The following is a 25021-nucleotide window of genomic DNA, read 5'->3' on the forward strand; positions in this document are numbered from 1 at the left end:
GATTAATTTGGTTACGACCAGCGACGAAAAATCAACGAGGTGTTGACGCCACCAAATGCGAAATTGTTGTTCATCACGTACTCGTTGCTCATCTGGCGGAACTCGCCGCGCAGGTAGTCGAGCTTGCCGCAATGCGGATCGACCTCGTCGAGGTTGAACGTGTGCACGTACAGGTCGCGGTTCATCATTTCGATGCTGAACCAGGACTCCAGTGCACCGCAGGCGCCCAGGGTGTGACCGAGGAAGCTCTTCTGCGAGCTGATCGGCATGTGCTCGCCGAACAACGCGCTGGTCGCCAGTGTTTCGGCAATGTCGCCCTGTTCTGTAGCCGTGCCGTGACCGTTTACGTAGCCGATGTCTGACGGTTGCAGCCCGGCGTCTTCCAGCGCCAGTTCCATGGCCCGGCGCATGGTGACCTGCTCTGGGCGGGTGGTGTGCTGGCCGTCGGCGTTGCTGCCGAAACCGACGAGCTCGGCATGGATACGCGCACCACGCGCGAGGGCGTGTTCCAGTTCTTCGAGTACCAACATGCCGCCGCCCTCACCGATTACCAGGCCATCGCGTCCTTTGTCGTAAGGGCGCGGGCTGGTTTGCGGGGCATCGTTTTTCAGGCTGGTGGCGTAGAGCGCGTCGAACACCATGGCTTCGGTCGGGCAGAGTTCTTCGGCGCCGCCGGCGAGCATCAGCGGCAAGCGGCCGAACTTGATGGATTCGTAGGCGTAGCCGATGCCCTGGCTGCCGCTCGTGCAGGCGCTGGACGTCGGGATCAGCCGGCCGGTGAGGCCGAAGAAGATGCTGATATTGGCCGCTGTCGTGTGCGGCATCATCCGCACGTAGGAGTTGGCGTTCAGGCCCTCGGCCACCGAGTTGAGCAGCATGTTGCCGAATGCCTTGATCTCATCGGTGCTGCCGGTGGACGAGCCGCAGGCGACGCCCATGCGCCCGTCCTTGATGATCGGGTTACCCAACAGTCCGGCGTCAGCCAGCGCCTGCTCCGACGCGCCGACGGCCAGGCGCGAGACCCGGCCCATGCTGCGCAGCTGCTTGCGGGTCCAGTGGCTCGGGACCTTGAAGTCGTCGATGGGCCCGGCCAGGCGCGTGTTGAGTTCGGTGAAACGATCCCACTCGTCCATCCGGCGAATGCCGCTGCGGTTGGCCGCGAAGTGGCTGGCGATAGTCTCCCAGTCGCTGCCCAGTGAGGTGATGCCGGCCATGCCGGTGACGACGACGCGCTTCATCAGCACAGGCCTCCGTTGACGGCCAGAACCTGCCGGGTGATGTACGACGCTTCCGCCGACATCAGGAAATTCACCGCGCTGGCCACCTCTTCCGGGGTGCCCATGCGCTGTGCGGGGATCATTTTCATCAGTTCTTCCACCGGCACGTTTTCATCGAGCATGGCCGTGTCGATCAGGCCGGGTGCGACACAGTTGACGGTGATTTTGCGCTTGCCCAGTTCGATCGCCAACGCTTTCGCCGCGCCGATCAAACCGGCCTTGGAGGCGCTGTAGTTGACCTGGCCACGATTGCCGATCAACCCGGAAACCGAGGTGATGCAGACAATCCGACCGGCAGCACGGCGCCGGATCATCGGCATCATCACCGGGTGCAGCACGTTGTAGAAACCGTCGAGGTTGGTGCGCATCACCACATCCCAATCATCCTCGCTCAGCGCTGGAAAAGCACCGTCACGCGTCAGGCCGGCGTTAAGCACCACGCCGTAATAGGCACCGTGAGCTTCCACATCGGCTTCGAGGATGGCTTTGCAGCTGGCGCGGTCGGAGACGTCGAACTGCAAAACCCGAGCATTGCGTCCTAGCGCCTGAATTTCGCCCTGAACGGTGATGGCGTCGGCCAAACCGCTGCGGCAATGCAGGACGATGTCATGCCCGGCCTGGGCCAGACGCAATGCGATGGCGCGGCCGATGCCACGGCTGGAGCCGGTGACCAGTACGGATTCAGTCATGGCTGGCTCCTTGAGATTCATGAAGATATTGCGCGGCCTGAGGCGGACGGAACACGTTCAGGCGAGCGGTGGCGTGAATGCCGGGGGCGTTGATATGGCATTCGAACACGCCCATGCCGTTGTCGTCTTCCAGCGAGCGTATGCCATGGATGGTCAGCTCGGTGCCCGCGGGGAAGTGCTCCACGTTGCATTCGAACTTACGGGTGCCGAGCAGGAAGCCCAGCTCTACCGCATCACCGCGCTGGCGCGCATGGCAACCGGCGTAGGCGGCGACACTCTGGGCCATCAGTTCGATGCCGACCCACGCCGGCAGACTGCCGTCGGGACGGTTGAACAGTCCGCCGGGCTTGACGATAAGGCGGGTGTGAATCTGCTCGTCATCGAACGCCAGGATCTGATCGATGAGGATCATGTCGCCAGCGTGGGGCAGCAGTTCGGCGAGCGGCCAGTCAATCATGGGGCGTCTCCGATAATCAGGCTGACGTTGTTGCCACCGAAGGCAAAGGAATTGCTCATCAGATAGCGAGGTGCAATGGACGTCAGGCGATCGGCCGGGGTCACCCATTGCAAGGTCGGCAAGTCGGGGTCGGGCTGACCGTCCCAAACGTGGGGCGGCAAGAGGCTTTCGCGGTTGTCCGCGCTCAGGCTCAACCAGCAGAAAGCCGCTTCCAGGGCGCCGGCCGCGCCGAGCGTATGACCGGTCATTGGCTTGGTGGAAGAGCAAGGCACGCCGTGCGGGAACACGGCCGAGACCGCCAGGCTTTCCATCGCATCGTTGTGTTGGGTGGCGGTGCCGTGCAGGTTCAGGTAGCCGATTTGTTCGGGTTGCAGATTCGCGCGGCTGAGGGCTTTGCTCATCGCTTGCAGGGCACCACGGCCGGTCGGTTCCGGCGCCGAGATATGGTGCGCATCGGAACTGGCGCCGCTGCCGAGCAGGGCAATCGGTTGGCTGTCGCCGGCCTTTTTGCTCATCAGGAACAGCACGGCGGCTTCGCCGATATTGATGCCGTTACGGTTGACCGAAAACGGATTGCAACGCTGCTCGGACACCGCTTCCAGTGCCGAAAAGCCGTTGAGCGTCAGTTTGCACAAACTGTCGACGCCGCCGCACAAGACCGCGTCGCAGAGCCCCAGATCCAGCAGGCGTTGGGCACTCATCAGCGCTCGGGCGCTTGAAGTGCAAGCAGTCGAGATCACATAGGCCGGGCCGCTCAATTGCAGCCAGTCGGCGAGGAAGTTGGCCGGCGCGCCGAGCTCCTGCTGCTGATAGTCGTAGTCGACGGGGAATTCATGTTCGCGGATGTAATGGGCCAGGCCACGGCTGGCCTCATCGATGCCGGAAGTGCTGGTGCCCAGAATCACACCGATTCGATCACGGCCGTAAGTCTGGATCGCTTGATCGATGTCGTCGCGAATTTGCAGCGCGGCTTCCAGCAGCAATTGGTTGTTGCGGCTGCTTTGCTCGGCCAGTTGTGCCGGGATCGGCGCCAGTTCCCCACGCACCGCCGCCACCGGCAGCGACCGCTCCGGCACCCAGCCGGATTCGCTGCGCATGCCTGAGCAATCGCCGGCAAACAGGTTGCGGGCGACTTCCTGTTTGTCGCGACCCAGGGCGCAGATCACCCCGAGGGCGTTCAGATAGGCGGTCATGGCGTTTCACCGCTCAGAGGCGTGACCAGGTACTTCGGACCTTTAGGCAGGTTCAACTCAAATCTCAGTGGTTGCGAGTAATGTACGTCCCAGCGAGCGGGCAGGGAACGTTGCGATCCATGTTGCCAGGCGTCGGGGTAGTTGCCCTGCAACTCGTCTTTCGGGGTCAGCGCGAACAGTAACGCTGCGAACAATTCCCTGGCTTCTGGATTCGGCGGCAGCAGGCCGTCGGCTTGCCACTGGCCATCGATCAGTTTCTGGCGTGCTTGCGGAATCCCCAGCAAATCCATCATCGACCAGCGAATGCCAGGGCCTTCGCGCTGGATCACCAGCACCCAGTCCTGACGTTGCTCGGCCACCAGGCGCTGGATGTGCAATTGCAGGGGCAACGACAGGTTCGGGGTGTGCTCGGGCAGCGGCGCCTGGCTGGCGCAAGCGCTCAGCAGCAGGAGGCAACCCAAAAGCAGGGAACGGATCATGTGGCATCTCTTGCGCAGAGTTCCGACAGCACGCGCAGCCGACGCTTGGGTTCGCTGACGAACGGATTGCGCTCGTCCCAGGCATAACCGGCGAGGATCGCACTGATCATACGGCGGATATCCGCTGAGCTGCCCGGATGGTAAATCACATCCTGGAAGGTCCCGGCGTACCAGCCTTCGACGTAGCAGCGGAACGTGTCGACGCCGCGCTTGAGCGGTGCGGCGAACTCGGTCTGCCAGTCGACGCTTTCACCCTGCAGTTGGCGATGCAAAACGCCGGCGGCCATGCTGGCCGAGCGCATGGCGATGGTCACACCGGAGGAGAACACCGGGTCGAGGAATTCCGCGGCGTTGCCCAGCAGCGCAAAGCCCGGGCCGTGCAAGGTTTTGACGTTGGCCGAGTAGCCGCCGATGGTCCGCGCTGGCGTGTCCCACACGGCGTTTTTCAGGACACCGGCCAGGCTTGGGGTTTCAGCGATGAAGCCGCGCAGGCACTCGTCCAGATTCTCCATGCGGCCTTCGAAGTGTTCGGCGGCGGCGACCACGCCCACTGAGCACCGGCCGTTGCTGAACGGGATGGTCCAGAACCATATGTCGCGGTGGATCGGATGCGTGGTGATGAGAATTTTTTCCCGCTCGAAGGTCGGGCTGTCGATATGGTCTTCGATGTGGGTAAACACGGCCTGGCGCACCGGGAAATTCGACGGTGCTTCAAGGTCCAGCAGACGTGGCAGCACGCGACCGTAGCCGCTGGCATCGAGCACGAAATCAGCTTCGACACGGTACTGGCTGCCATCTTCGCGCAGCACATCGAGCTGCGGTTTCGGCAGGTTGAAATCGGCGCTGACGATGGCTTCGCCATAGCGCACTTCCACGCCTTGCAGCGCAGCCTGATCGGCCAGCAGTTTGTCGAAATCGGCGCGCTGGACCTGGAAGGTAGTTGGCTTGCCGTTGCTGAACGTGTCGCCGAAATCAAACGCGCTGTAGTGCTCGCCCCAGGCGAACGCGGCGCCGTTTTTCAACTGGAACCCGGCGGCGTTCACGGCCTCGAGCATGCCGGCCTCTTCGACGAAATCCAGGCAGTGCGACAACAGGCTTTCACCGATGGAAAACCGAGGGAAGTGCTGGCGTTCGATCATCAGCACGTCGTGCCCTTTGCGCTTGAGCAGCGCGGCGGCAATGGCGCCCGAAGGGCCCGCGCCAATGACAACAACCTGGCGACGTTCCATTTCAACTGTTGGCACGGGGGCTCCTTGCCGGGGCGGCGAGATTCAAAGGGGGGGTGTGCATACCGGCGAGTGCCGGCAGCAGTGTGGCGATCAGGCCCATCACCATCAACGCGAAGTACAGCGCCGGGCTGATGAGTTGTTGTTGCAGCAGCAAGTTGAGAAAGACGATCTCGCTCAAACCGCGAATATTCAGCAGCAGGCTTTCGCGCCAGCGACTGGCGCCTTCAAACGATGCGCCGGCCCAGCCGAGGCCCAGCCAGTTGCCCAGCAATTTGCTGGCAATCGGCAACAGCAGCAGCGCCGCCAACTGCACCCAGCCGAGGCTGGCCATAGCGGCGTGGACATTGATCTGCACGATGCCGAAGGTGAGGATCAGCGGGATGGCGATCCATGTCTGTAAGCGGTTCATCCAGATCGCCGGCAACGGCAACACCAACGGCACTTTCAGCGCGGCCATGCACAGCAGGTAACCGATGCCGAAAATCAGCGCGTTGAGCTTGAAGTGTTCGGCGACCACCAACAGCACGAAGAAGCAGCCGCTGTGCAGCAACCGTTGACGCATACCCAACAGGCGCAACAGCACCGGCAGACAGGCGCCAACCAGCGGCAGCAACAGACTGCTCAGGTGCAGACTGCCCTGAGCAAAGCCGAACAGCGTCCAGCACGTCAGGTCGATGAGAATCGCGGTTTGCACCAGGCGCCGGGTTGCGTCGGGTGGGTAGTTGATGTGTCGCAGGTACAAAAACAACACCGGAATGGCGGTAATGGCGAACACCAGACCGACCGCCAGCGAACTGATCCACGGTTGCGGTGGCAACAGCCAGACCGACGTGACGAGCCCGCAGGCGAACGGAATGCAGAAACTCGGCAGGGCGATTTTCAGGCTCTGGCGATCCAGCCGCAGGTCAATCACGTCGCTCAGAATGTGCCCCAGCAACAAGGCAAAAGCGAGGCTGTAGAGGTTTTTCAGCCACACTGGCGAGATCAGTTCGGCGCCACTGAGCTGCCAGCCCGGCTCGATCCAGAAGTACATCAGCAACGGCAGGCCGAAGGTCGCCAGCAGCAACTGGCTGACGATCGGGATCAGGCCGAAGTGCCGACCCACGCGGGTGGCTACGGCGAACATCGCCAGGGCCATCAGCCAAAACAGGGCAATCATCATGCTGCTGGCTCCACGACGGCGGCGGCATGCACCCGGCGGCCGGCCCACGGCGCAAGGATGAAGCTGAAGGCCAGGCCGAGGCTCACCGACAGACCGAAGTTGCTCACCGCCGGCGTGCCGGACACCGCCAACAAACCGAACGACAGCCACGTGGTCACCGCGGCCAGCAAGGTCCCCAACAAACTCACGGCGGCGCCGCCGACCTGTTCGCGCATGAGGATTGCGTAATCGACGCTGATCGCCGTCACCAGCAATAGGCCGAACAGACTGAACAGGGTCAGCGGTTGGCCCATCCAGCCGAGGCTCGCCAGGCTGCACAACGCGGCCAGCAAGGGCAGCGAGACGATGCGCAACGCCCCACCGAAACCAAAGGGCAGGATCAGCACCAGCACGATCAACACGCAGGAGGCGAGTTTCAGCTCCGCCGCGCTGATCTGTGTCGCGGCGAAAACGCTGTTCAATTCACCGAGACGGTCGACCAGTTCGACGCCCGGCAAGTCCAGCGCCTGAACCCGCAACAGCGCAGGATTGTTCAGGCCTTGCAGGCTGACCATCGCGGCTACGCCGTCTTCGGTCGGCCCCAGCCACAGGGCGCGATAAGGTTCCGCCAGCGGACCGACCAGCGATGCGTCGATGTCTTCGACGGGCAGCGCCTGCAACGTCGCGAGTTCTGCTTGCAGCGCTTCTGCCGGTACGCCGAGGTCGAGCAAGGGCTGCCAGAACTGCGGCAACTTGCTCAATGCGTCGCGCACTTTGCGCTGATCGCTCGGTTGGCTGACCAGTTGATTCAGCGACAGGTAACCCTTGAGTTTTTCCAGGTTGACCAACTGATCCAGCCGCTCGCTCAGCGCGGTCTGGCGTTCGAGCAATTCCTGCTGATTGGCCGCGCGCACCAGGAAGAACTGGCTGGTCGGCTGATAACCAGTGATGCGCGCAATAGCCTGGGCTTCGTCGGTCAATTGCTGGGGAGCGCCGATCCACTGGCGGATATCGTTTTTGCTCTCAAGCTGCAACAGACCACCGACGCAGAAGGCAATCAACAGCGCCAACAACACCGGGGTGCTGACGTGTTTGAGCAGCGCTTCACGCAGATTTAGCAAACACTCGCAGACGCGCAGCGGCCAGTGCGCCGGTCGCAGGTTCACGCCCTTGAGCAGCGCTGGCAACAAGCACACCGCAGAGAGGTAGGCGCCGAGCAGACCGGCGGCGGAGAACACGGCAATCTGGGTCAGGGCCGGAAACGGTGTCCAGGCCAGGGCCAGGTAGCCGATGCAACTGGTGATCAGGCTCAGCGTCAGGCCCGGCAGGGTCAGGCGTAATGCCGGCCAGCTGTTCCAGGGTTTCATGCTCCAGCTTTTCGACAGGTAATGCAGCGGGTAATCGACGGCAACGCCGATCAGGCTAGAACCGAGCACCAACGTCATCACATGCATGTGACCGAACAGCGCCACGCACGCCACGGCACCAAACAGCATGCCCACCAACACCGGGACAAAAGCGAGCAAGACACGCCAGCGCCGGAAGGCCAGCAACAGCAGCAACAGAATGCCCACGGTGGCGCCGCCACCCACCCACGTCATCTCGCGGGTGGCTTGTTGCTGACCGTTGGCTGCATAAAGCAGACCGCTGGCGGCGAGCAGTTGCACGTCAGCCTGAGCGGCTTCTTCGCGGCTGTGTTCGAGCAGGTCGGCCACTTGCAACGGCAGTTTCATGTCGAAGGCGTTGCCGGTGGTTTTTGCCCGCAGCAACACCCAACTCTTGCCGTCGGCATCGGCGACCAACGCACCGCTGCTGATGTCCAGTTGCACGGCGCCGTGTTGCGGCTGGCTGTTCTGAATACGCCCGGTCAGGCCCAGCCAGTCATCCTGGCTCGGCACCAGGCTGAAACCGGTGAAAGGGTCGAACAGGGCTTGCACGCGTTGCTGGATAAAGGCGTCGGGATGCTCGATCAACTGCTGCCGATCCATCGCCGAGAGCATCGCCAATCGGCCCTGCAGCAGTTGCGTGCGCAGCGCGGGCAAGTCGGCTTGCAGGTTCCACTGGACCTTCTCGAACAACCCACTGGCCTGCCACTGCTCGCCCAGTTTCTGCGCCATGGCGATGGCTTGCGGGCGATCCTTATGGCCAACCAGCACCAGCATTTCGCGGTTCAGCGGTTCTTGCATGCGTTGTTCGGCGCGCAGTTCCAGCGCGTCCGGCGCCGTGCCCGGCACCAGTTCCATCAGGTTGGCCGACAGCGGTGCGCCGTCGCGCCATTGCCAACCGGCGAGCGCGAGCACCGCCAGCAGCAGGATCAGAAACAACCACGGTAACCTGCGTTCACTCGGCAAAGTCATGTTGCTCCGCGTCGCTCAACGGTTGAGTGCTGGTGCTGTCCTGCATGCGCAAAAGGGTGCTGTCGCCCTGGGTTTCCAGCAGTTCGATGCTGTGCACCAATTCGCTGCCGGTGATGTTGATCTGGTTGAACACTTGCTTGAGCAGCAATGAGCGCGGGATCAGTGTCAGCTTCCAATTCTGCGCTTCGCCGCTCAGCGAGAGTTCGAAGTCCCGTTGCAACCCGCTGCTGTCGCCTTGCAATACGGCGAGGAACAAACGGTTCTGCTCGGCGCCGGCGCTCTTGCTCGGGAGCATTTGCCAGCCGCTGGCGTCGCGCCGGGCGATGCCTTTGGCGCTGATGCGGTAATCCTGTTGCAGCGGCGTTTTCAGCAACCACAGCAATCCGTGGTTTTTCGCGAGGACGAACGTGCCCTTGCTGGTCAGTGGCTTGGGCAGCGCACGCAGGTGTTTTTCCTGAATGAAATTACCGTGGATCACATCGGGCTTGGCCAGTTGATCGCTCAGCTGCTGCAAATCAAAGGCGTGAGCAATCGATGACAGTCCGAGCAGTGCCAGCGCAGCGAGGTATCTGAACACCCGTGGCGAGCGAGCTTGCTCGCGCTGGGCTGCGTAGCGGCCCCAAAATTGGCGGGTTTGTGAGTGCTGCGCACTCAAGCGCGAGCAAGCTCGCTCGCCACAAGGGATTGGGTTGGCATCAAAAGAGGTGTCGATTCCTGGGTTCATGCGAGCATCCTTTCAACGGCATCGGTGAAGATTTTCGGTGAGGCCAACTGCATCTCGCGGCTGCTCATGTCGACGGCGACCTGTACGGAGCTGGCGCGGGTCAAACGCTCGCCGGTTTCCAGGTCGCTGATCAGATAGTTGATCTTCAGACGGTTCTCCCATTCCACCAGATTGGCGCGTACGTTCAGCTTCTGGCCAAACACGGCACCGCGCACATAACGCAATTGCAGGTCGATCACCGGCCAGGCGTAACCCGACTCGACCATGGTGGTGTAGTTGTGGCCGATCTTGTCCAGCAGCGCACAACGGGCGACTTCCAGGTATTTAACGTAATGGCCGTGCCAAACGACGTTCATGGTGTCGACGTCAAAGAACGGCACGAGGATTTCCGTATCGGTGTGAAGCACTCCCTTGCTACGCATGCAGCCTCCAGTGTTGCTCGGCGATACGCTTGAGGCACAGGCGCAATTCGCCTTCCAGTGCACGGTCTTCGATGACCGGCGGGAAGTCCTTGGCCAGTTGTTCATGCATGGCCGCCAGGGCTGGCGGCAGTGGACGCGCATCCTCGGCCTTGCTGCGCAGCCACACGCCCTGGTTGGCGGCGAGCAAGGTGGCGGCGGCGACCTGTTCGGTCAGCTCCAGCACGCGGATCGCATCGCGGGCGGCGATGGTGCCCATGCTCACCTTGTCCTGGTTGTGGCATTCGGTGGAGCGCGAGAAGACGCTGGCCGGCATGGTGTTTTTCAGCGCTTCGGCGGTCCAGGCACTGGTGCCGATCTGCACGGCCTTGAAGCCGTGGTTGAGCATCGCGCGATCCGCCGTGGCACCGGACAAATTGCTCGGCAAGCCATGGTTGTACCGCTCGTCCACCAACAGCGCGAGTTGGCGATCCAGCAGATCGGCCACGTTGGCCACCAGGTTTTTCAGGCTGTCCATGGCGAACGCAATGTGGCCGCCGTAGAAGTGCCCGCCGTGCAGCACGCGTTCGGCTTCGGCGTCGATGATCGGGTTGTCGTTGGCGCTGTTGAGCTCGATTTCGATGAACGAGCGCAGCCAGTTCAGGCTGTCGGCCAAGACGCCGAGGACATGTGGCGCGCAACGCAGCGAGTAGCGGTCTTGCAGGCGATGCAGCGGTGCGGTCGGCGCGTCGATCGCCAGATCCTTGCGCAACCACGCGGCGACTTGCATCTGCCCCGGATGCGGCTTGGCGGCGAACAGGCGCTCGTCGAAGTGCTCGGGATTACCTTGCAGCGCGACCACGTTCAGCGCGGTGATGCGAGTGGCCAGTTGCAGCAAGTAATCGGCGCGGGCATAGGCCAGGCAGGCGAGGCCGGTCATCACGGCGGTGCCGTTCATCAGTGCCAACGCTTCTTTCGGGCGTAGCACCAGCGGCTGCCAGCCGAGTTCGCGATGAACGTCGGCGGCTTGTCGGCGCTCTCCACGGAACGTCACTTCACGCTCGCCGGACAAGGTCGCGGCGACGTAGGACAGCGGCGTCAGATCACCGCTGGCACCCACCGAGCCTTCTTCCGGAATCAGCGGCAGGATGTCGTGTTCGAGGAACGCTTGAAGGCGTTCCAGCAACTCCACGCGCACCCCGGACACGCCGTGGCACAGCGACTGCAAACGCGTTGCCAGCACCGCGCGCGTGGCTTGGGCGTCGAGCAGTTTGCCCAGGCCGCAGCCGTGGAAGGTGTACAGATGACGGGGCAACGCCTCGACGTGATGCAGCGGCACCGCGACCACGCACGAGTCGCCGTAACCGGTGGTCACGCCATAGATCACGCCTTCCTTGTCCAGCAGGGAATCGAGGAATCGCGCGCCCTTGGCGATGCGCTCACGGTACGCAGGGTCGCTTTGCAACTGCGTCGGCACCTGACGGTTGGCCGCGGCCAGCACGTCTTCGATGCGCAAAGGGAGTTCGCCGAAGGTTACCGGCTCAAGCGTTGGCGTCGTCATCGGTCTTCCAGAAAGGGTAAAAGTTGAACCATTGTTGGGGCGCTTCAAGGCAATAGTGACCCAGGCGTTCTGCGTAGCGCGAAGCACACTGATGAATGACCTGTTCGCGGTCGCTGCGTTTCCACACCACGGCCTCGGCAAACGGTTCGAGCGTCACTCGATATTGGCCCGTCGGTTTCTTCAGGCACATCAGCAGATGGATCGGGCATTTCAGCAAACCGGCGAGCAGCCACGGCCCTTGAGGAAAAGCGGCCTGATGACCGAGGAAGTCCACCGTCACGCTGCGTCCGCCATGCAGGGGCACGCGGTCGCCGGCAATCGCCAGCCACTCGCCGCGTTCCAGGCGTTCATGCAGTTGCAGCATGATCACCGGGTCCAGCTCGCTGACCTGAATCAGCCGCAGATTGGTCGCACCGGCTTCGCCCAGTAAACGGTTAAACTGCTCGGCGTGCTTGGTGTGCACCAGCACGTTCATGGTGACCTTCTCACCTATTTCCGCGAGGGCGCGACAGACTTCGAGGTTGCCCAGGTGCGCGCCCACCAGCATCTGCCCGCGAGTGCCGCGCAGCTGGGTGCGCAGCAGCGCCGGGTCGACGATTTCGATGTGCTCGATGCTCAGCTTGCCGTTCCACACGTCGAGCTTGTCGAGCATCGAATCGGCGAAGGCCATGAACTGGCCGAACACTCGCCAGTGAGTCGGACGCAATTCAGGGCGAGCGCTCCAGTCCGCGAGGCGCTGCTGGTATTGCCAGGCGCTACGGCGGGCGCTGCGACCGAACAGGAAAAAGTACAGGACGATGCCGTACAGCAGCGGACTCAACAGCCGCCGGCCCAGCACTTTGGCGCCGAACGCGGTGAGTTTCATCAGCCAGAAACTGCCGCGCTCCTGACGGTCGGCCCAGTGTTCTTTATCCACGTTGCCGCTCATGCTCGCCACCGTCGCCAGAGGATCACCGGCGCCCGTAGCAACATGCCGAAGAACAGCCGGGTGTGCATGCTCGAAATCAGCACATTGTCGTGGAACATGCGGAAATGCGAGACACCGTCCAGCGGGTAATGGACCTTGGTCGGCAGCCACTGCATAGGCTGATTGCGCCAGGCCAGCCGCACGAGGATGTCCGAGTCGAAATCCATGCGCTTGCCGATTTTCGCCGAGTCGATCAGCGCCAGGGTCGGTGGCAATGGGTAGACGCGGAAACCACACATCGAGTCGCGGATCTGCAATGAAAGCGTGTTGATCCAGACCATGACGTGCGTCAGGTAGCGGGCGTACAAACGGCCTTTCGGCACACTGGCGTCGTATTGCGGATAGCCGCAGATCACCGCTTTGGGGTGCGCGCGTGATTGTTCGATGAAGGTCGCGACATCTTGCAGGTCGTGTTGACCATCGGCGTCCACCTGTAAGGCATGGCTGAAGCCCAGTCGCGAGGCTTCGCGCAGGCCAGTCATGACCGCACCGCCCTTGCCCTGGTTGGCAGCGAGGCGGATCAGGTTGACCATCTCACGCTGGGCCAGTCGGTCGAGCACCCTGGCGCAGGGTTGATCGCTGGCGTCGTCCACCAGAATGCACGGCAGGCCACTGGCGATCAGCGCGTCGACCACCGTGGTAATCGCGGTTTCGTGGTTGTAGACCGGAATGATTGCGCAGGGGTTATGCATACCGGGTCACACCTCACCCATGTAGCAGCTGGCGAAGCCTGCGTCCGGCCGCGAAGCGGTCGTAAACCGGTATTTGCGGTTTCTCAGAACAATGGTGGTGGATGCCATGCGAGCGCTTCGCACTCGGACGCAGCCTTCGGCAGCTGCTACAGGGAATCTCAACTTATCCACAGGCCGGCTCCAGCAAAATCCGCCCACTGGAGCAGGTCGCGGTTTCATTGCGGTAGGCGAAATACAATTTGCCGCGTTCCGGGTCGAAGCGCAGGTGCAGCTGGACTTCATCGCCGGGGCGCACCAGTTGCTGGAACTTCAGCACTTCCATACCGGCGAATTTGGCCGGCAGGTCCATCAATTGCTGGCCGAGGCTCAGCGCCCAATCCACCTGCACCACGCCAGGCAGTACTGGCGTTTGAGGGAAGTGTCCGCTGAAGTAGGCGAGGTCCGGCGGAACGGCCAGTTGCAGGCTCCATTCGCCATCGACTTCGACCTGTTCCAACACTTCCGGTGCGTTGGGGCGGGGGGCCAGCAGCAAGGCCTCGACGTCGGCCTGAGGCAGTTTTCCCTGAGGGTTCAGTGGCAACTGCCGCAGTAATCGCCAGCGTCGTGGCAGGGCCAGGGCTTCGCAATGCTGGCTGAGGTGCTGACGCAATTCTTGCGTCAGGGTGCGTCGGCCCTGATTGCGCAAGGCATGCAGGCCTGCGTCCGTCAGCACCACCAGCGCACCCAGCGAGGCGCGGTTTTCCTGGACCACACCGAGACGTGCTTCCGCGACCCAGTCATGGTCCATCAGCGCCTTTTCCAGCATCGGCAGCGAGATACGTTTTTCTTCCAGTTTGACGATTCGGTCCAGCCGTCCGAGCAGTTCGAATCGACCGTCGGCAGCAATTCTGGCGGCGTCAGCGCTGTGTTCGACGTGGCCGGCCGGCAAGTAAGGAGAGGCGATCAGCAGGGCGCCATCGCTGTCCTGACCCAGCTCGACGTCAGCAAACGGCTGCCAGAGATCGTGACCCTGACGCCAGGCGATGCCACCGGTTTCGGAGCTGCCGAGGATTTCCGTCGGCCATTGATGCAGACGTTCGTGAAGGCTTTGCGCAGCCTCGGCCGGTAGCGCGCCACCGGAGGAAAATACTCGGCGAACCGCGCTCAAGGCCGGCCAGTCGAGATTGTCGCCCATGCGCTTGAGCAGCGCCGGGCTGGCGACCCAGGCAAACGCCGGGTGTTCGCGACTGGCGCGCTGCAAGTCTTCCGGGAAGGCCAGTTGTTTGCGCACAAACGGACGTCCGGCGCACAACGGCCATAGCACCCGAAACAGCAAACCGTAGATGTGCTGGGTGGCGACGCTGCCGATGATGCACGCCTGGCCCAGATCGGCGCCCCAGAGCTTTTCCAGCGCCTGAACTTCATTGGCTATCTGGCGCAGGTTTTTGTCGATGCGCTTGGGTTCGCCACTGGAACCGGACGTACACAGGCTTAGCTGGCAGGTGTCCAGATCCAGTGCGGCGTTGGGCATCGGCGCGTGCTGATAATCGATGAGGTGCGCGTCATCGGCCAGATCGGTCAGCCACAGATCGACTTCGCTCGACCAGCGTTGGCGAGTCTGCGCTTGCAGGTCGGCAGGCAGCAGCACGCTGACCCCGGCACGCCAGGCGCCGAGCAGGGCAATCGCCAGGTCAGCGGCGTCTTCAAGGTGCACGGCAATGCGCTGCACGCCCTGGGATTGCAGGCCGGCCGCGAGGCTCAACGCCTGTTCGCACAGGTGCGCGTGATTCAACGCCGGTTCGGCCGTTACGCCACGCTCCGGCTGAGCCTTGAGCAACAGCTGCTCAAGCTTTATCCAATTCATGGGTGGCCTCGTACCCGTTGTCGTATGAGCCATTCAATGGCAAACAGCAGGCCCATCAATCCATAGGAAATCAGGCCGGTGTACAACATCCACCAACTCAGCGGCGCCCAAAGGGTCAGGGCGGCGGCGAGCAAACCGTTACAGAGGAAAAACACACACCAGACGATGGTCACCTGGCGGGTATAAACAATCGCTTTGGCCGGCAAACGCGGTTCACGCAGGCGCGCCAGGCGTTCAACCATCGGCGGCCCGATTTTCAGGCTCAAGCCAAACAGCCCCAGCATGAAAGCGCTGATCAGCACCGGGTACCAACGCAGCAACAGCGGGCTGTCGAACAGCGCCAGCAACAGGCAAAAGCCAATCGCGGTGAGCGCCATCCACAGGCTGCCGGGGCGACGCGCACCCAGCAGCGCCCGTGCCAGCCACAGGCTGCCCAGCAGCAGACCGAACTGCCACGGAGCAAAGTGTTCCATGCCGAAATACACCGCAAAGGGGTACAACAGGCCCGCCAGCAGCAGGCCAAGGCCGATCAGTCGACTCATGCGGCCGGTTGAACCAGACGGTAGACCGCCTCGACCACGTCGCTGACGGTGCGCACCGATTTGAATTCTTCGGCGGCGATTTTCTTGCCGGTCTGACGCTTGATGTGGTCGATCAGGTCGACCGCGTCGATGCTGTCGATTTCCAGATCCTGATACAGATTGGATTCGAGGCTCACGCGCTCAGGGTCCAGCTCGAAGAGTTCGACCAAGGCATCGCGCAGGGTGTTGAAAATGTCGTCACGAGTTTGCATGGTCCGGTCTCAAGCTGCCTGTTTTGCGGTGACGAACGCCGCAAGGCTCGCCACGTTGCTGAAGTGATTACGGGTGTCCTTGGCGTCGGCGTCGATTTTGATGCCGTACTTTTTCTGGATTGCCAAGCCGAGTTCCAGGGCGTCTACCGAGTCCAGGCCCAGGCCTTCGCCAAACAAGGCCTGGTCGTCTTTAATGTCGTCGGCGCTGATGTCTTCAAGGCCCAGGGCGTCGATGATCAGCAGTTTGATGTCACGGTGCAGATCGCTCATCTTCGGCGAGCTCCTTAATAAAGTAAGAGTGCAAATAATCGTTGAGCTTGCGCGAAGCTTGAGGCGCAGGGCCACACGCGGCAAAGGCTTGTGGGTCTATATCGGCCCCGACGCGGAAACTGAAGTGCACGCGACGTTTCGGGATGCGATACCAGGGTTCGGCCTTGGTCAAGGTGGTCGGGCTGACTTTGATGATCACCGGGGTCAGGATTTTCGCACCGCGCAGGGCGATTGCCGCGCCACCCCGATGAAAGGCCGGCGGTTCGCCTGGCTGGGTGCGGGTGCCTTCGGGAAAGATGATCAGGGTCTGGCCACTTTTCAGAGCGTCAGCTGCGGCGTCGAGCATGTCCATGCTGCCGTCGTTACTGATGTACTCGGTGCGGCGTAGCGGACCGCGGGTGAACGGGTTTTCCCAGAGGCTTTTTTTGACCACGCAGTTGCTGTGGCGCACCAGCCCGATCAGGAACACCACATCGATCAGCGACGGGTGATTGGCCATGATCATCTGGCCCGGGCGACCAAGCTTCTCCGCGCCCTTGATGTCGTAGGTCAGTACGCCGGTACGGGCCATGAACCGGACAAAAAACCAAAAGCAGCGACTGACGGTTTGCCTTGCCCGTAACCGATGGGTCTGCGCATCGCCGGGCAGACAGCTCAGCAACGGGAAAACCAACAGCCGCAGGCACAATCCGCCCAACCCGAACAGGGTGAAGCTTGCGGCGGTCGCCAGCAAACGCCAGTAATAGGCGTCGCGGTTTTTTTCGGTTACAGGTTGCGTTGCCAGGTCCATACACGATTTTTCCAGGCATGTTGGCAGGTGGTCTGCTGGCCAAGCAGGGTACGCAAGAGATTCAGGGCATGGGGCCAGTGGGCTTTGGACAACGCATCCGAGGTGCTGTTCAGGGACAGCTGCCAGTCGGTGCCCGGTGTCAGTAACAGGCCGACGGCATAAGGGAACGGTACGTCGTCAATCCAGGCCGAATAGGCTTCGGGCGGTTGTTCTTCGGTGACGATCAGCAGTACGGCAGGCGCGCCTTCGGCAAGCAGCGCCGCGGCCTCTAGCATGCCGTGTTCAAGGCCATCACCGGCGGCGGCAAGGGCGGTCATTTCGCTGGTTTCACCGCGCATGATCGACCACAGGCCAATGACCGCGTTGTGTACCGACAAGCTGAATTGAGTCGGTGACAACGGTTGGTCTGCTGCCAGATCGCTCAGGATTTCGAACGTACGGGGTGTTTCGCCATGACGGGAAATAAAGACCAACGGTAGGTCTTGGCGACCATCGGCCAAAGGCCAGCCGACGCTGAATGCCATCCGCGCCAGACGGCTGAGCCGTCGGCGCTGCATGGCTGGCAGAAAAGACACGTCGGGGGCGGCATCGCTGCTCTGAAGTGCGACCGGTTGTCGGCTCCAGGCCTGCCAATCGTCCACGCTTTCGAGCCCAGGGGCCCACGCGCGCCATTGGGCGATGTTGAAATTGACCACAGGCATTCATCCCGCCCCTGCGGGCTTTCTTGACGCGGCGAGTCGCAGAAAAACGCGACGACCTTACGTGGCGCTTGGCGCCGAGTGGCGCGCATTATCCCGTTGCGGTAGGCGTGTAGCAAATGATGGTTACATTTTGCGCACTCAAATGTACTGGTTTGTCCGCTAAAAGCTGTCGTATGGCCATTATTCACAATCAGGGTGGGCGCGTCTGTCGGTTCTGTCCGTCATCAATGGCAGGTTTGTCGGCTTTTTTATTGAGAGATTGCCGCTGACTGTGTAGTCCCTATGCCGATGAGGTAGCTAAGCAGCGCCGTGGACTACTACACTCGGTCATTCTTTGATACACGGAGGTTTTTGACATGCGGCGCGTGGTGTTCAATCAGAAAGGTGGCGTGGGCAAATCCAGCATTGCCTGCAATCTGGCGGCGGTCAGCGCCAGCGAGGGTTATCGCACCCTGTTGGTGGATCTCGATGCCCAGGCCAACTCCACTCAGTACCTGACGGGCCTCACCGGGGATGATATCCCGATGGGCATCGCCGACTTCTTCAAGCAAACCCTGTCCTCTGGACCGTTCGCGAAGAAAAACCAGGTCGATATCTACGAAACGCCGTTCGACAACCTCCACGTCATCACCGCGACCGCCGAGTTGGCCGACTTGCAGCCCAAGCTTGAGGCCAAACACAAAATCAACAAGCTGCGCAAACTGCTTGAGGAGCTGGGGGAAGATTACGACCGTATCTACCTCGATACCCCGCCAGCGCTGAACTTCTACGCGGTATCGGCATTGATTGCCGCTGATCGGGTGCTGATCCCCTTCGACTGCGACAGCTTCTCGCGCCAGGCGCTGTACGGCCTGCTGGCGGAAATCGAAGAATTGAAGGACGACCACAACGAAGGCCTGGAAGTCGAAGGCATCGTGGTCAATCAGTTCCAGGCTCGCGCCAGCCTGCCGCAGCAAATTCTCGACGAGTTGATCGCCGAAGGTTTACCAGTGTTGCCGGTGTACCTGACCAGCTCGGTACGCATGCGCGAATCCCACCAGGCCAATACGCCGCTGATCCACCTCGATCCACGGCACAAGCTGACCCAGCAGTTTGTCGAGCTGCATAACCTCCTGGAAAACGCCTGAATCCCGCCAATGACACCGATCCATTGTGGGAGCGAGCTTGCTCGCGATAGCGGTAGATCACTCAGCAGAGATGTTGAATCTGAGGCCCTCATCGCGAGCAAGCTCGCTCCCACAGTGATTTGCGGTGGTTCTAGATACCCTGGCTACGCAACCAGCTCATCAACTGCGGTAACGGAAACGCCCCGCTTTGACGCGCCACTTCCCGGCCGTTCTTGAACAGAATCAAACTCGGAATCGAGCGAATCCCCAATTGCGCCGACAATTGCTGATTCGCCTCGCTGTCCAGTTTCGCCATCCGACATTTACCCGCCAATTGCCCCGCCGCCTGCTCAAACACCGGCGCAAACGACTTGCACGGCCCGCACCAATCCGCCCATACGTCCACCAGCAACGGCAGATCACCCTTGATCTGGCTGGCGTAATCGCCTTGTTTCAATTCGAACGGCTTGTTCAGCAACACCTCGGCTTTGCAGCGGCCGCACTTTGGATGGTCGTCGAGGCGTTCGGCGGGGATGCGGTTGAGGCCATTGCAGTGGGGGCAGGGGATGAGGAGTGGGTCGGTCATGAGGGTGTCCTGTTAAAAAGCCGATCACTGCTATGTGGAGACGTTTGCTCATATTTTCAATCGTGCAGCGTCTGGCGGTGAAACTAGGCTGAGAGAAGGATCCGATTGAGACCGTTGGTCTGCTCAGGGGTATCGCAACTTGCGATAAAAAATCCCTGTGATTAACTCATCCATAGCAAAATGCGATAAGGATATTGCATGCGAGTGTTTTCCGAAAAACGAATATGGGCAGCCAAGGAAATGTGGCCGCAGGCGGCCAGTGCACTGGACCAGTGTTATCGAATAGTAAAGCGTGTCAAGCCAAGTGATTTTGCGGCAATGAAATCTTCATTTCCCGCAACCGACAAAGTCGGTGAGTTTCACGTTTTCGATATTGGCGGTAACAAATTACGGCTGATTGCCTATGTTCGATATCAGCATCAAAAAATCTACATCAAGCATGTGCTGGATCACCGCGAATATGACCGCGGTAATTGGAAGGAGGGAAGAGCATGAGCGTTCTGATCAAAAACGCCGCCGAGCACTGGGAGTTCGTATCGCCATTGCTACGCAAGCCCAAAAACGAAGACGACTATGACACGCTGGTGCAGGCACTCGACGAGTTACTCGAGATGACCGGAGTTGACGAGTCGCATCCTCTGATGAGTCTGGTGGACATCATCGGTGACTGGATTGAGGAATGGGATCACAAGCATCACCCAATGCCCGAAGCCACAGGTGCCGAAGTGCTTGGTTACATGATGCGTGAACATGGATTGACTCAAAGCGACTTGCCTGGTGTCGGCCCACAATCGGTCATTTCCGAGATCCTGAGCGGAAAGCGCCAGCTCAACCTGCGGCAGATCCGCTGGTTGGCCGAGCGATTCAATGTGCCGGTAGAAGTCTTTATCTGACCCGCCTCACGACGAACAACTGATCTCCAAATGCTTCCCCCACTCCGGCGGCCGCTCGGCATAGCTCTCCATCCCCGGTTGCTCGTCGAATGGAGTGCTCAGCACCGTATGCAGTCGCTGAACCTCTGAATAGTCACCACTTTCCGCCGCAGCGATGGCTTTCTGTGCCAGGTAGTTGCGCAGGATGTACAGCGGATTGACCGCGTGCATCCGCTTGCGCCGCTGCTCTTGATCAACCTCGCCATCTCGAGCCACGCGGGCGACGTACAGTTCGGCCCAGGTATCGAAGCCTTTGATGTCGACGAAGTCATCGCGCAAACGGGCGACGGCCAGTTCGGGTGATTCATCCCCCAGACGGCGGAAGAACAGCGTGTAATCGACGCCGCTGTTCTGCATCAGTTGCAGCAGTTGCTCCAGCAGTTTCTGGTCATCGTCTTCGGCCGTGGTGAAACCGAGGCGGCGGCGCATCAGGTCCAGGTAGTGGGCCTGATATAGCGGCAAGTACAAGCCGAGGGTTTCACGCAGGGCGTCGACGCTGATAAACGGCGTCAGTGCCTGGGCGAGGGCGCTGAGGTTCCACTGGCCGATCGGTACCTGGTTGCTGAAAGAGTAGCGGCCCTGATCATCCGAGTGATTGCAGATGAAGTGGGCATCGAAGTCATCGAGGAAGGCGAACGGGCCGAAGTCGAAGGTAATGCCGAGGATCGACATGTTGTCGGTGTTCATCACGCCGTGGCAGAAACCGTACGCCTGCCATTTAGCGATCAGCTCGGCATTGCGTTCGACGATTTCGCGGAACATCGCCAGATACGGTTCCGGTTGTTCCAGGCACTCAGGGAAATGCATGGCCAGCACGTGCTCGCCGAGTTCTTTCTGCTTCTCGGGGCGTTTGGTGTAGTAGAAATATTCGAAATGCCCGAATCGCACATGGCTTGGAGCCATGCGCAGGACCATGGCCGCGCGTTCCTGCTTCTCGCGCCACACCGGGGTGTCGGAGCCGATCACGCACAGGGCGCGGGTGGTCGGAATGTTCAGTGCATTCAGCGCTTCGGAGGCGAGAAACTCGCGGATCGACGAACGCAGTACCGCGCGTCCATCGCCCATGCGCGAAAAAGGTGTCTGGCCGGCGCCTTTTAGGTGCAGGTCCCAGTGTTCGCCAGCCTCGTTGTAGACCTCGCCCAACAACAAGCCGCGACCATCGCCCAGCTGTGGGTTGTAGGAACCGAACTGATGCCCGGAATAGACCATCGCCCGAGGCACCGCGTCGGCCCAGAGCTTGTGGCCGCTGAACAACTCGGCGAATTCCGGGGTATCAGCTACGGCGGGATCGAGATCCAGCAGTGCCATGGCGGCAGGACTGGCCACCACCAGACGCGGATTGTCGATGGGCTCGGGCAGGACATGGGCGGAAAACGTATCGCCGAGGCGTGCGAAGCGATTATCGAAGGTCAGTTCGTCGAGGGCTTTCAACGGCCATCTCCAGCAGAATGTCCGAGCATTCTGCTAGGGATAAGGCGGTTAGTCGAGCTTGGCGGGCGGCGGCTGAAGGGGCGACTTGCCATCCACCAGCGGCACGATGGTTTTCGCTTCCGGCTCGATTGGCACCATTTTGTATTCCTGGCCGTGAAGGTTCTTGAGGTAAACCTCCATTTGCCGGAACGAGATGTTGATGTGCTGCTTCTTGAACTCGCGGTTGATGAAGCGGTTGACCTCGTCGAGCACCGGGTTGCGGTCACCGAGGTCGCGCACGTGCATGCGCAACTCGTGGTCGAGGGTGCTTTCGCCGAAGTTCAGGAAGTACACGTGGGGCTCCGGGTCTTTCAGGACGCGCGGGTTGTCACGAGCAGCTTTGAGCAGCAGCTCTTTCACCAGATCCAGGTCCGACCCGTAATCGACGCCGAGCTTGAGGGTCACCCGGGTAATCGTGTCGGTCAGGGACCAGTTGATCAGTTGCCCGGTGATGAACGTCTTGTTCGGGACAATGATGTCCTTGCGGTCGAAGTCGGTGATGGTCGTGGCACGGATGCGGATCTTGCTGACCGTGCCTGACAGATTACCGATGGTGATCGTGTCGCCGATCCGCACCGGACGCTCGAACAGAATCATGATGCCGGAGATGAAGTTGGCGAAGATCTCCTGCATCCCGAAGCCGAGACCGACCGACAGTGCCGCCACCAGCCATTGCAACTTGTCCCAGCTCACGCCGAGGGTCGACAGGGTCGAGACGAAGCCGATGCCGGCGATCACGTAGGACAGCAGCGTGGTCGTGGCATAAGCACTGCCCTGTGCCAGGTTCAACTTCGACAGCACCAGCACTTCCAGCAAGCCTGGCAAGTTGCGCGCGAGGGCGAAGGTGATACCGATGATGATCAGCGCGCCGAGCATGTCGCCGATGCTGATCGGCACCATGCTCATGTTGGCGCCGGTGCCGCTGGTGTATTCATAAAGGGTGATGTTGTCCAGGTACGAGAACACCGAGATCAGATCGGACCAGACCCAGTACAGCGCCGCGATGAAACCGCCCAGCAGCGCCAGACGGATCAGGCGCAGGGACTGTTCGTTGACCTTCTCGATGTCCAGCGTCGGCTCTTCGATCACCGCTTCGCCGTCGCCAGCCTCTTTGGCGGCCTGGCGTTTGGCCAGGGCGCGTTGGTAGGCCAGGCGTCGTGCTGCAACACTGAGACCGCGAACGAAAGTGGCTTCGATCACCAGCCAGAACATCAGCAGGTAAAGGGTGTTGATCAACCGGTCGCTGAGCTTCAGCGCGGTGTAGTAGTAACCGAAGCACACCGCCACGAATAACGCGACGGGCAGGACGGTGAACATGACCCCGACCGCTTTGCGGAACAGCGAAGCGTTCTGGTGCGTCGGGCTGCTGACCAGCAGGCGGCTGAGCAACCAGGCCATCAACGCGTAGCAGATCAGCACCACGGGCATGCCGAGCACGTCATCAGCCAGGGTCGCGGGTTGCAGTTCGGCAACCGCCACCACCGCGACCAATGCCATCACCACCAGCCCAAGCCTGCGGACCCAACCCTGAAGGAATTCGACCTGAGGTTTTTCCCAGCGGAAATGCAGTTCCGCCACGCCGCCCGGCGCGAGGATCCGGTAAGCGGTGTAAAACACCAGCCAGGCCTGAGCCATTTGCAGCAGCGCCGCGCCCATGTTGGCGTTCTGCCCGCGGGCGTCGATCTGCAACGCCAGCCCGCATAACGCCAAGCCCAGCGAGACCGGCATTGCCAGCAGAATATTGATCAGGATGGCCTGCGGCGTGTGCCACTGGCTGTCACGCTTGAAGTGGCCGATGTCCTGGTGAACCTTGTTCAGTCGGGCATACAGGCTTTTACGCCGCCACAGCAGAGCGCCAATCAGCAACACCAGGGGCAGGAACAGCAACGGCCGCTGGATCAGGCCATCACTCAGTTCGCTCAGGCTGGAAGCCCATGGCAGTGTGGTGACCTGACGTTGCAGGCGCTCCGGTACGGCGCGCATCCATTCCAGATCCAGCGGCTTGTTGCTGGGAATCCAGAACATCTGCTCATCGAGCGTCGCCCGCAGACTTTGCGTGGTACTGAGCAGTTGTTTCTGGTTGAGTTGCAGGGTGATGGATTGGTTGAGTACCGCGCTCAGTTCACGGTTAAGGCGTTCCAGCAGGTCTGCGCGGGTGGTCGCCAGCTCCAGCAAGCTCTTGCGCAGCTGTGGGGTGACTTGCTCCGGCGGTTGGGTCGCCAACAGATTGTCGACGTAGGTCGCCGGATTGTTGAGCAGCTCACGTTCCTGGTTGACGTCAAATTGAATCAGGCGAATGTCAGCGATCTGGTCGGCCAGGTCACGATCGAGCTTGAGGCGCGGCAGGGCCGCCTTCTGCTTGTAGAGAATCTTGGAGAGCAGCAGGCTGCCCTTGAGTACGCTGATCTGCTCGTCCAGGGCCGAATCGCTTTGGGTCACGCTGTCCAGTTGCTGCTTGGTTTGCAGGTTTTGCTGGGTGATTGCGTTGAGGCGGTCGGTGTTTTTGAGCAGGTAGTCGGAGAGTTTCAGGTTCGCCGCGCTTTCGGTGGCCAGCAGGCTGCTGCTGCCGGATTTCTGCGCTTCGATGGATTGTTGGGTGACTGCCTCTTGGGAGTGGGCCAGGCGCTTCTGGTTGATCAGGGTCTGCAACTCCTGGATTTCCTGATCCAGGCGATCGGATTTTTCCGAGAGCAAGTCATGCTGGCTGTTGCCCAGATCCTGCAACTGGCTGTTGCCGGCCAGTTCCTCGCGGCGTAGCGGGATCAGGGCGTTCAGGGCCACGAGTTCGGCATTGAGCAGGTCACGCTGTTCGCCGCTCAGAGACTTGCCGGCGTCCTTGCCGGTTTTGAGGATGTTGTTGATCTGCTGGATGCGCGTCTGGCTGGCAGAAATTTCCGCCTGGGCGCGTTCGGGACGGGTCTGGGCGGTAATCACCAGACTGTTGGCGTCGGCCAGTGCTTTCTGCAGATCGCTCTGCTGGGTCGAACGCTCGGTGAGCACTTGCTCGAGCTGCTGGACCGTCTGGTTGGCGTAGCGTTGCGCAACCGGCTGCACTTTGCTGGCTTTGAGCCGGGCCAGTTCACGCTGGTTCTCAATGTTCTGCCGGGGGGCGGTGGCCAGTTGCTGCTTCAGAGCGATCAGTTTCTGATCGTAATCGCTCTTGTTATTGAGCTGGGTCAGCGTGTTCTGCAGGATGCCCTGCAAGGCTTTCTGATCCGCTTCCGGCAGTTTGCGATCGGCGATCTTGTCCAGACTCGCCTGCACGGCTTCGCTGGTCGGCGGTTCGGCCGCTTGCAACGTACCGACAGAAAGACTCAAGCCCAGCAGGGCCATGATGAAAAAAGTGCGCAGGGTTGACATAGAGAC

25 protein-coding genes are annotated in these 25021 nt (G+C 61.1%); 3 read left to right on the plus strand and 22 right to left on the minus strand.

Annotated elements, in window-relative coordinates; genetic code table 11:
* Window positions 1-11: 11 nt before the first annotated feature.
* The 19 genes from ACYZT8_RS01785 to ACYZT8_RS01875 all read right to left on the minus strand — a co-directional run bounded on the left by ACYZT8_RS01785 (window position 12) and on the right by ACYZT8_RS01875 (window position 17561).
* Window positions 12-1238, minus strand: coding sequence for a beta-ketoacyl-ACP synthase (locus tag ACYZT8_RS01785; RefSeq protein ID WP_461978742.1), 1227 nt, complete (start codon window positions 1236-1238; stop codon window positions 12-14).
* Entirely contained in the window at window positions 1238-1966 is a 729-nt protein-coding gene (gene fabG, locus ACYZT8_RS01790) for a 3-oxoacyl-ACP reductase FabG (RefSeq protein WP_461978744.1), read from the minus strand. The genes ACYZT8_RS01785 and fabG overlap by 1 nt, the downstream gene beginning before the upstream one ends.
* Window positions 1959-2423, minus strand: a complete 465-nt coding sequence (locus tag ACYZT8_RS01795; RefSeq protein WP_461978746.1) for a hotdog family protein — start codon at window positions 2421-2423, stop codon at window positions 1959-1961. The genes fabG and ACYZT8_RS01795 overlap by 8 nt, the downstream gene beginning before the upstream one ends.
* Complete coding sequence (locus tag ACYZT8_RS01800) at window positions 2420-3616, minus strand: beta-ketoacyl-[acyl-carrier-protein] synthase family protein (protein WP_461978748.1); 1197 nt, start codon at window positions 3614-3616, stop codon at window positions 2420-2422. The genes ACYZT8_RS01795 and ACYZT8_RS01800 overlap by 4 nt, the downstream gene beginning before the upstream one ends.
* Window positions 3613-4095 carry a hypothetical protein gene (locus ACYZT8_RS01805; protein WP_461978750.1) on the minus strand — a complete coding sequence of 161 codons (483 nt, stop codon included), beginning with the start codon at window positions 4093-4095 and terminating at the stop codon, window positions 3613-3615. Before ACYZT8_RS01805 ends, ACYZT8_RS01800 begins: the two co-directional genes overlap by 4 nt.
* A complete protein-coding gene (locus ACYZT8_RS01810) occupies window positions 4092-5339 on the minus strand; it encodes an NAD(P)/FAD-dependent oxidoreductase (RefSeq protein WP_461978752.1) in 1248 nt (415 codons plus the stop codon). Before ACYZT8_RS01810 ends, ACYZT8_RS01805 begins: the two co-directional genes overlap by 4 nt.
* Window positions 5326-6486: a sodium:proton antiporter gene (locus ACYZT8_RS01815; protein ID WP_461978754.1), complete on the minus strand. Its 1161-nt coding sequence runs from the start codon at window positions 6484-6486 to the stop codon at window positions 5326-5328. Before ACYZT8_RS01815 ends, ACYZT8_RS01810 begins: the two co-directional genes overlap by 14 nt.
* Window positions 6483-8822, minus strand: a complete 2340-nt coding sequence (locus ACYZT8_RS01820; protein WP_461978756.1) for an MMPL family transporter — start codon at window positions 8820-8822, stop codon at window positions 6483-6485. The genes ACYZT8_RS01815 and ACYZT8_RS01820 overlap by 4 nt, the downstream gene beginning before the upstream one ends.
* Window positions 8806-9546: an outer membrane lipoprotein carrier protein LolA gene (locus ACYZT8_RS01825; protein ID WP_461978758.1), complete on the minus strand. Its 741-nt coding sequence runs from the start codon at window positions 9544-9546 to the stop codon at window positions 8806-8808. Before ACYZT8_RS01825 ends, ACYZT8_RS01820 begins: the two co-directional genes overlap by 17 nt.
* The gene (locus tag ACYZT8_RS01830; protein WP_461978760.1) at window positions 9543-9968 is read right to left on the minus strand and encodes an acyl-CoA thioesterase; all 426 of its coding nucleotides are present in this window, start codon (window positions 9966-9968) and stop codon (window positions 9543-9545) included. Before ACYZT8_RS01830 ends, ACYZT8_RS01825 begins: the two co-directional genes overlap by 4 nt.
* Window positions 9961-11505 (minus strand): HAL/PAL/TAL family ammonia-lyase, encoded by a 1545-nt coding sequence (locus tag ACYZT8_RS01835; RefSeq protein WP_461978762.1) that lies wholly within the window; start codon window positions 11503-11505, stop codon window positions 9961-9963. Before ACYZT8_RS01835 ends, ACYZT8_RS01830 begins: the two co-directional genes overlap by 8 nt.
* On the minus strand, window positions 11486-12433 hold the full coding sequence (locus ACYZT8_RS01840) for an LpxL/LpxP family acyltransferase (RefSeq protein WP_461978764.1): 948 nt from the start codon (window positions 12431-12433) through the stop codon (window positions 11486-11488). Before ACYZT8_RS01840 ends, ACYZT8_RS01835 begins: the two co-directional genes overlap by 20 nt.
* Window positions 12430-13164: a glycosyltransferase family 2 protein gene (locus ACYZT8_RS01845; protein ID WP_461978766.1), complete on the minus strand. Its 735-nt coding sequence runs from the start codon at window positions 13162-13164 to the stop codon at window positions 12430-12432. Before ACYZT8_RS01845 ends, ACYZT8_RS01840 begins: the two co-directional genes overlap by 4 nt.
* A 163-nt stretch (window positions 13165-13327) precedes the next feature.
* On the minus strand, window positions 13328-15007 hold the full coding sequence (locus tag ACYZT8_RS01850; RefSeq protein WP_461978768.1) for an AMP-binding protein: 1680 nt from the start codon (window positions 15005-15007) through the stop codon (window positions 13328-13330).
* A complete protein-coding gene (locus ACYZT8_RS01855) occupies window positions 15004-15549 on the minus strand; it encodes a COG4648 family protein (RefSeq protein ID WP_461978770.1) in 546 nt (181 codons plus the stop codon). The genes ACYZT8_RS01850 and ACYZT8_RS01855 overlap by 4 nt, the downstream gene beginning before the upstream one ends.
* Entirely contained in the window at window positions 15546-15800 is a 255-nt protein-coding gene (locus ACYZT8_RS01860; RefSeq protein ID WP_007992314.1) for an acyl carrier protein, read from the minus strand. The genes ACYZT8_RS01855 and ACYZT8_RS01860 overlap by 4 nt, the downstream gene beginning before the upstream one ends.
* Window positions 15801-15809: 9 nt before the next feature.
* Window positions 15810-16070, minus strand: a complete 261-nt coding sequence (locus tag ACYZT8_RS01865) for a phosphopantetheine-binding protein (protein WP_461956815.1) — start codon at window positions 16068-16070, stop codon at window positions 15810-15812.
* Window positions 16051-16860, minus strand: coding sequence for a lysophospholipid acyltransferase family protein (locus tag ACYZT8_RS01870; protein WP_461978772.1), 810 nt, complete (start codon window positions 16858-16860; stop codon window positions 16051-16053). Before ACYZT8_RS01870 ends, ACYZT8_RS01865 begins: the two co-directional genes overlap by 20 nt.
* Window positions 16836-17561, minus strand: coding sequence for a beta-ketoacyl synthase chain length factor (locus ACYZT8_RS01875; protein WP_461978774.1), 726 nt, complete (start codon window positions 17559-17561; stop codon window positions 16836-16838). The genes ACYZT8_RS01870 and ACYZT8_RS01875 overlap by 25 nt, the downstream gene beginning before the upstream one ends.
* A gap of 356 nt (window positions 17562-17917) precedes the next feature.
* Here ACYZT8_RS01875 and ACYZT8_RS01880 point away from each other — a divergent pair, with 356 nt between their 5' ends.
* Entirely contained in the window at window positions 17918-18688 is a 771-nt protein-coding gene (locus tag ACYZT8_RS01880; protein ID WP_461978776.1) for a ParA family protein, read from the plus strand.
* 130 nt (window positions 18689-18818) lie between these two features.
* Here ACYZT8_RS01880 and trxC read toward each other — a convergent pair whose 3' ends face one another.
* Complete coding sequence (trxC, locus tag ACYZT8_RS01885; RefSeq protein WP_461978778.1) at window positions 18819-19253, minus strand: thioredoxin TrxC; 435 nt, start codon at window positions 19251-19253, stop codon at window positions 18819-18821.
* Window positions 19254-19451: 198 nt separating this feature from the next.
* Here trxC and ACYZT8_RS01890 point away from each other — a divergent pair, with 198 nt between their 5' ends.
* Entirely contained in the window at window positions 19452-19748 is a 297-nt protein-coding gene (locus tag ACYZT8_RS01890; protein WP_461978780.1) for a type II toxin-antitoxin system HigB family toxin, read from the plus strand.
* Window positions 19745-20146, plus strand: coding sequence for a helix-turn-helix domain-containing protein (locus ACYZT8_RS01895; protein ID WP_461978782.1), 402 nt, complete (start codon window positions 19745-19747; stop codon window positions 20144-20146). The genes ACYZT8_RS01890 and ACYZT8_RS01895 overlap by 4 nt, the downstream gene beginning before the upstream one ends.
* 6 nt (window positions 20147-20152) lie before the next feature.
* Here ACYZT8_RS01895 and selO read toward each other — a convergent pair whose 3' ends face one another.
* Together selO and mscK are read right to left on the minus strand one after the other, a co-directional pair.
* The gene (gene selO / locus ACYZT8_RS01900; RefSeq protein ID WP_461978784.1) at window positions 20153-21616 is read right to left on the minus strand and encodes a protein adenylyltransferase SelO; all 1464 of its coding nucleotides are present in this window, start codon (window positions 21614-21616) and stop codon (window positions 20153-20155) included.
* A 48-nt stretch (window positions 21617-21664) separates the two neighbouring features.
* The gene (gene mscK / locus ACYZT8_RS01905) at window positions 21665-25015 is read right to left on the minus strand and encodes a mechanosensitive channel MscK (RefSeq protein ID WP_461978786.1); all 3351 of its coding nucleotides are present in this window, start codon (window positions 25013-25015) and stop codon (window positions 21665-21667) included.
* Between the last annotated feature and the right edge of the window lie 6 nt (window positions 25016-25021).

This window comes from Pseudomonas sp. LB3P93 (genome assembly GCF_054898025.1).

Coding starts and splice junctions, on each gene's coding strand:
- ACYZT8_RS01785 (WP_461978742.1), bottom strand. CDS start 1,238: ATGAAGCGCGTCGTCGTCACCGGCATGGCCGGCATCACCTCACTGGGC.
- fabG (WP_461978744.1), bottom strand. CDS start 1,966: ATGACTGAATCCGTACTGGTCACCGGCTCCAGCCGTGGCATCGGCCGC.
- ACYZT8_RS01795 (WP_461978746.1), bottom strand. CDS start 2,423: ATGATTGACTGGCCGCTCGCCGAACTGCTGCCCCACGCTGGCGACATG.
- ACYZT8_RS01800 (WP_461978748.1), bottom strand. CDS start 3,616: ATGACCGCCTATCTGAACGCCCTCGGGGTGATCTGCGCCCTGGGTCGC.
- ACYZT8_RS01805 (WP_461978750.1), bottom strand. CDS start 4,095: ATGATCCGTTCCCTGCTTTTGGGTTGCCTCCTGCTGCTGAGCGCTTGC.
- ACYZT8_RS01815 (WP_461978754.1), bottom strand. CDS start 6,486: ATGATGATTGCCCTGTTTTGGCTGATGGCCCTGGCGATGTTCGCCGTA.
- ACYZT8_RS01820 (WP_461978756.1), bottom strand. CDS start 8,822: ATGACTTTGCCGAGTGAACGCAGGTTACCGTGGTTGTTTCTGATCCTG.
- ACYZT8_RS01825 (WP_461978758.1), bottom strand. CDS start 9,546: ATGAACCCAGGAATCGACACCTCTTTTGATGCCAACCCAATCCCTTGT.
- ACYZT8_RS01830 (WP_461978760.1), bottom strand. CDS start 9,968: ATGCGTAGCAAGGGAGTGCTTCACACCGATACGGAAATCCTCGTGCCG.
- ACYZT8_RS01835 (WP_461978762.1), bottom strand. CDS start 11,505: ATGACGACGCCAACGCTTGAGCCGGTAACCTTCGGCGAACTCCCTTTG.
- ACYZT8_RS01840 (WP_461978764.1), bottom strand. CDS start 12,433: ATGAGCGGCAACGTGGATAAAGAACACTGGGCCGACCGTCAGGAGCGC.
- ACYZT8_RS01845 (WP_461978766.1), bottom strand. CDS start 13,164: ATGCATAACCCCTGCGCAATCATTCCGGTCTACAACCACGAAACCGCG.
- ACYZT8_RS01850 (WP_461978768.1), bottom strand. CDS start 15,007: ATGAATTGGATAAAGCTTGAGCAGCTGTTGCTCAAGGCTCAGCCGGAG.
- ACYZT8_RS01855 (WP_461978770.1), bottom strand. CDS start 15,549: ATGAGTCGACTGATCGGCCTTGGCCTGCTGCTGGCGGGCCTGTTGTAC.
- ACYZT8_RS01860 (WP_007992314.1), bottom strand. CDS start 15,800: ATGCAAACTCGTGACGACATTTTCAACACCCTGCGCGATGCCTTGGTC.
- ACYZT8_RS01865 (WP_461956815.1), bottom strand. CDS start 16,070: ATGAGCGATCTGCACCGTGACATCAAACTGCTGATCATCGACGCCCTG.
- ACYZT8_RS01870 (WP_461978772.1), bottom strand. CDS start 16,860: ATGGACCTGGCAACGCAACCTGTAACCGAAAAAAACCGCGACGCCTAT.
- ACYZT8_RS01875 (WP_461978774.1), bottom strand. CDS start 17,561: ATGCCTGTGGTCAATTTCAACATCGCCCAATGGCGCGCGTGGGCCCCT.
- ACYZT8_RS01880 (WP_461978776.1), top strand. CDS start 17,918: ATGCGGCGCGTGGTGTTCAATCAGAAAGGTGGCGTGGGCAAATCCAGC.
- trxC (WP_461978778.1), bottom strand. CDS start 19,253: ATGACCGACCCACTCCTCATCCCCTGCCCCCACTGCAATGGCCTCAAC.
- ACYZT8_RS01890 (WP_461978780.1), top strand. CDS start 19,452: ATGCGAGTGTTTTCCGAAAAACGAATATGGGCAGCCAAGGAAATGTGG.
- ACYZT8_RS01895 (WP_461978782.1), top strand. CDS start 19,745: ATGAGCGTTCTGATCAAAAACGCCGCCGAGCACTGGGAGTTCGTATCG.
- mscK (WP_461978786.1), bottom strand. CDS start 25,015: ATGTCAACCCTGCGCACTTTTTTCATCATGGCCCTGCTGGGCTTGAGT.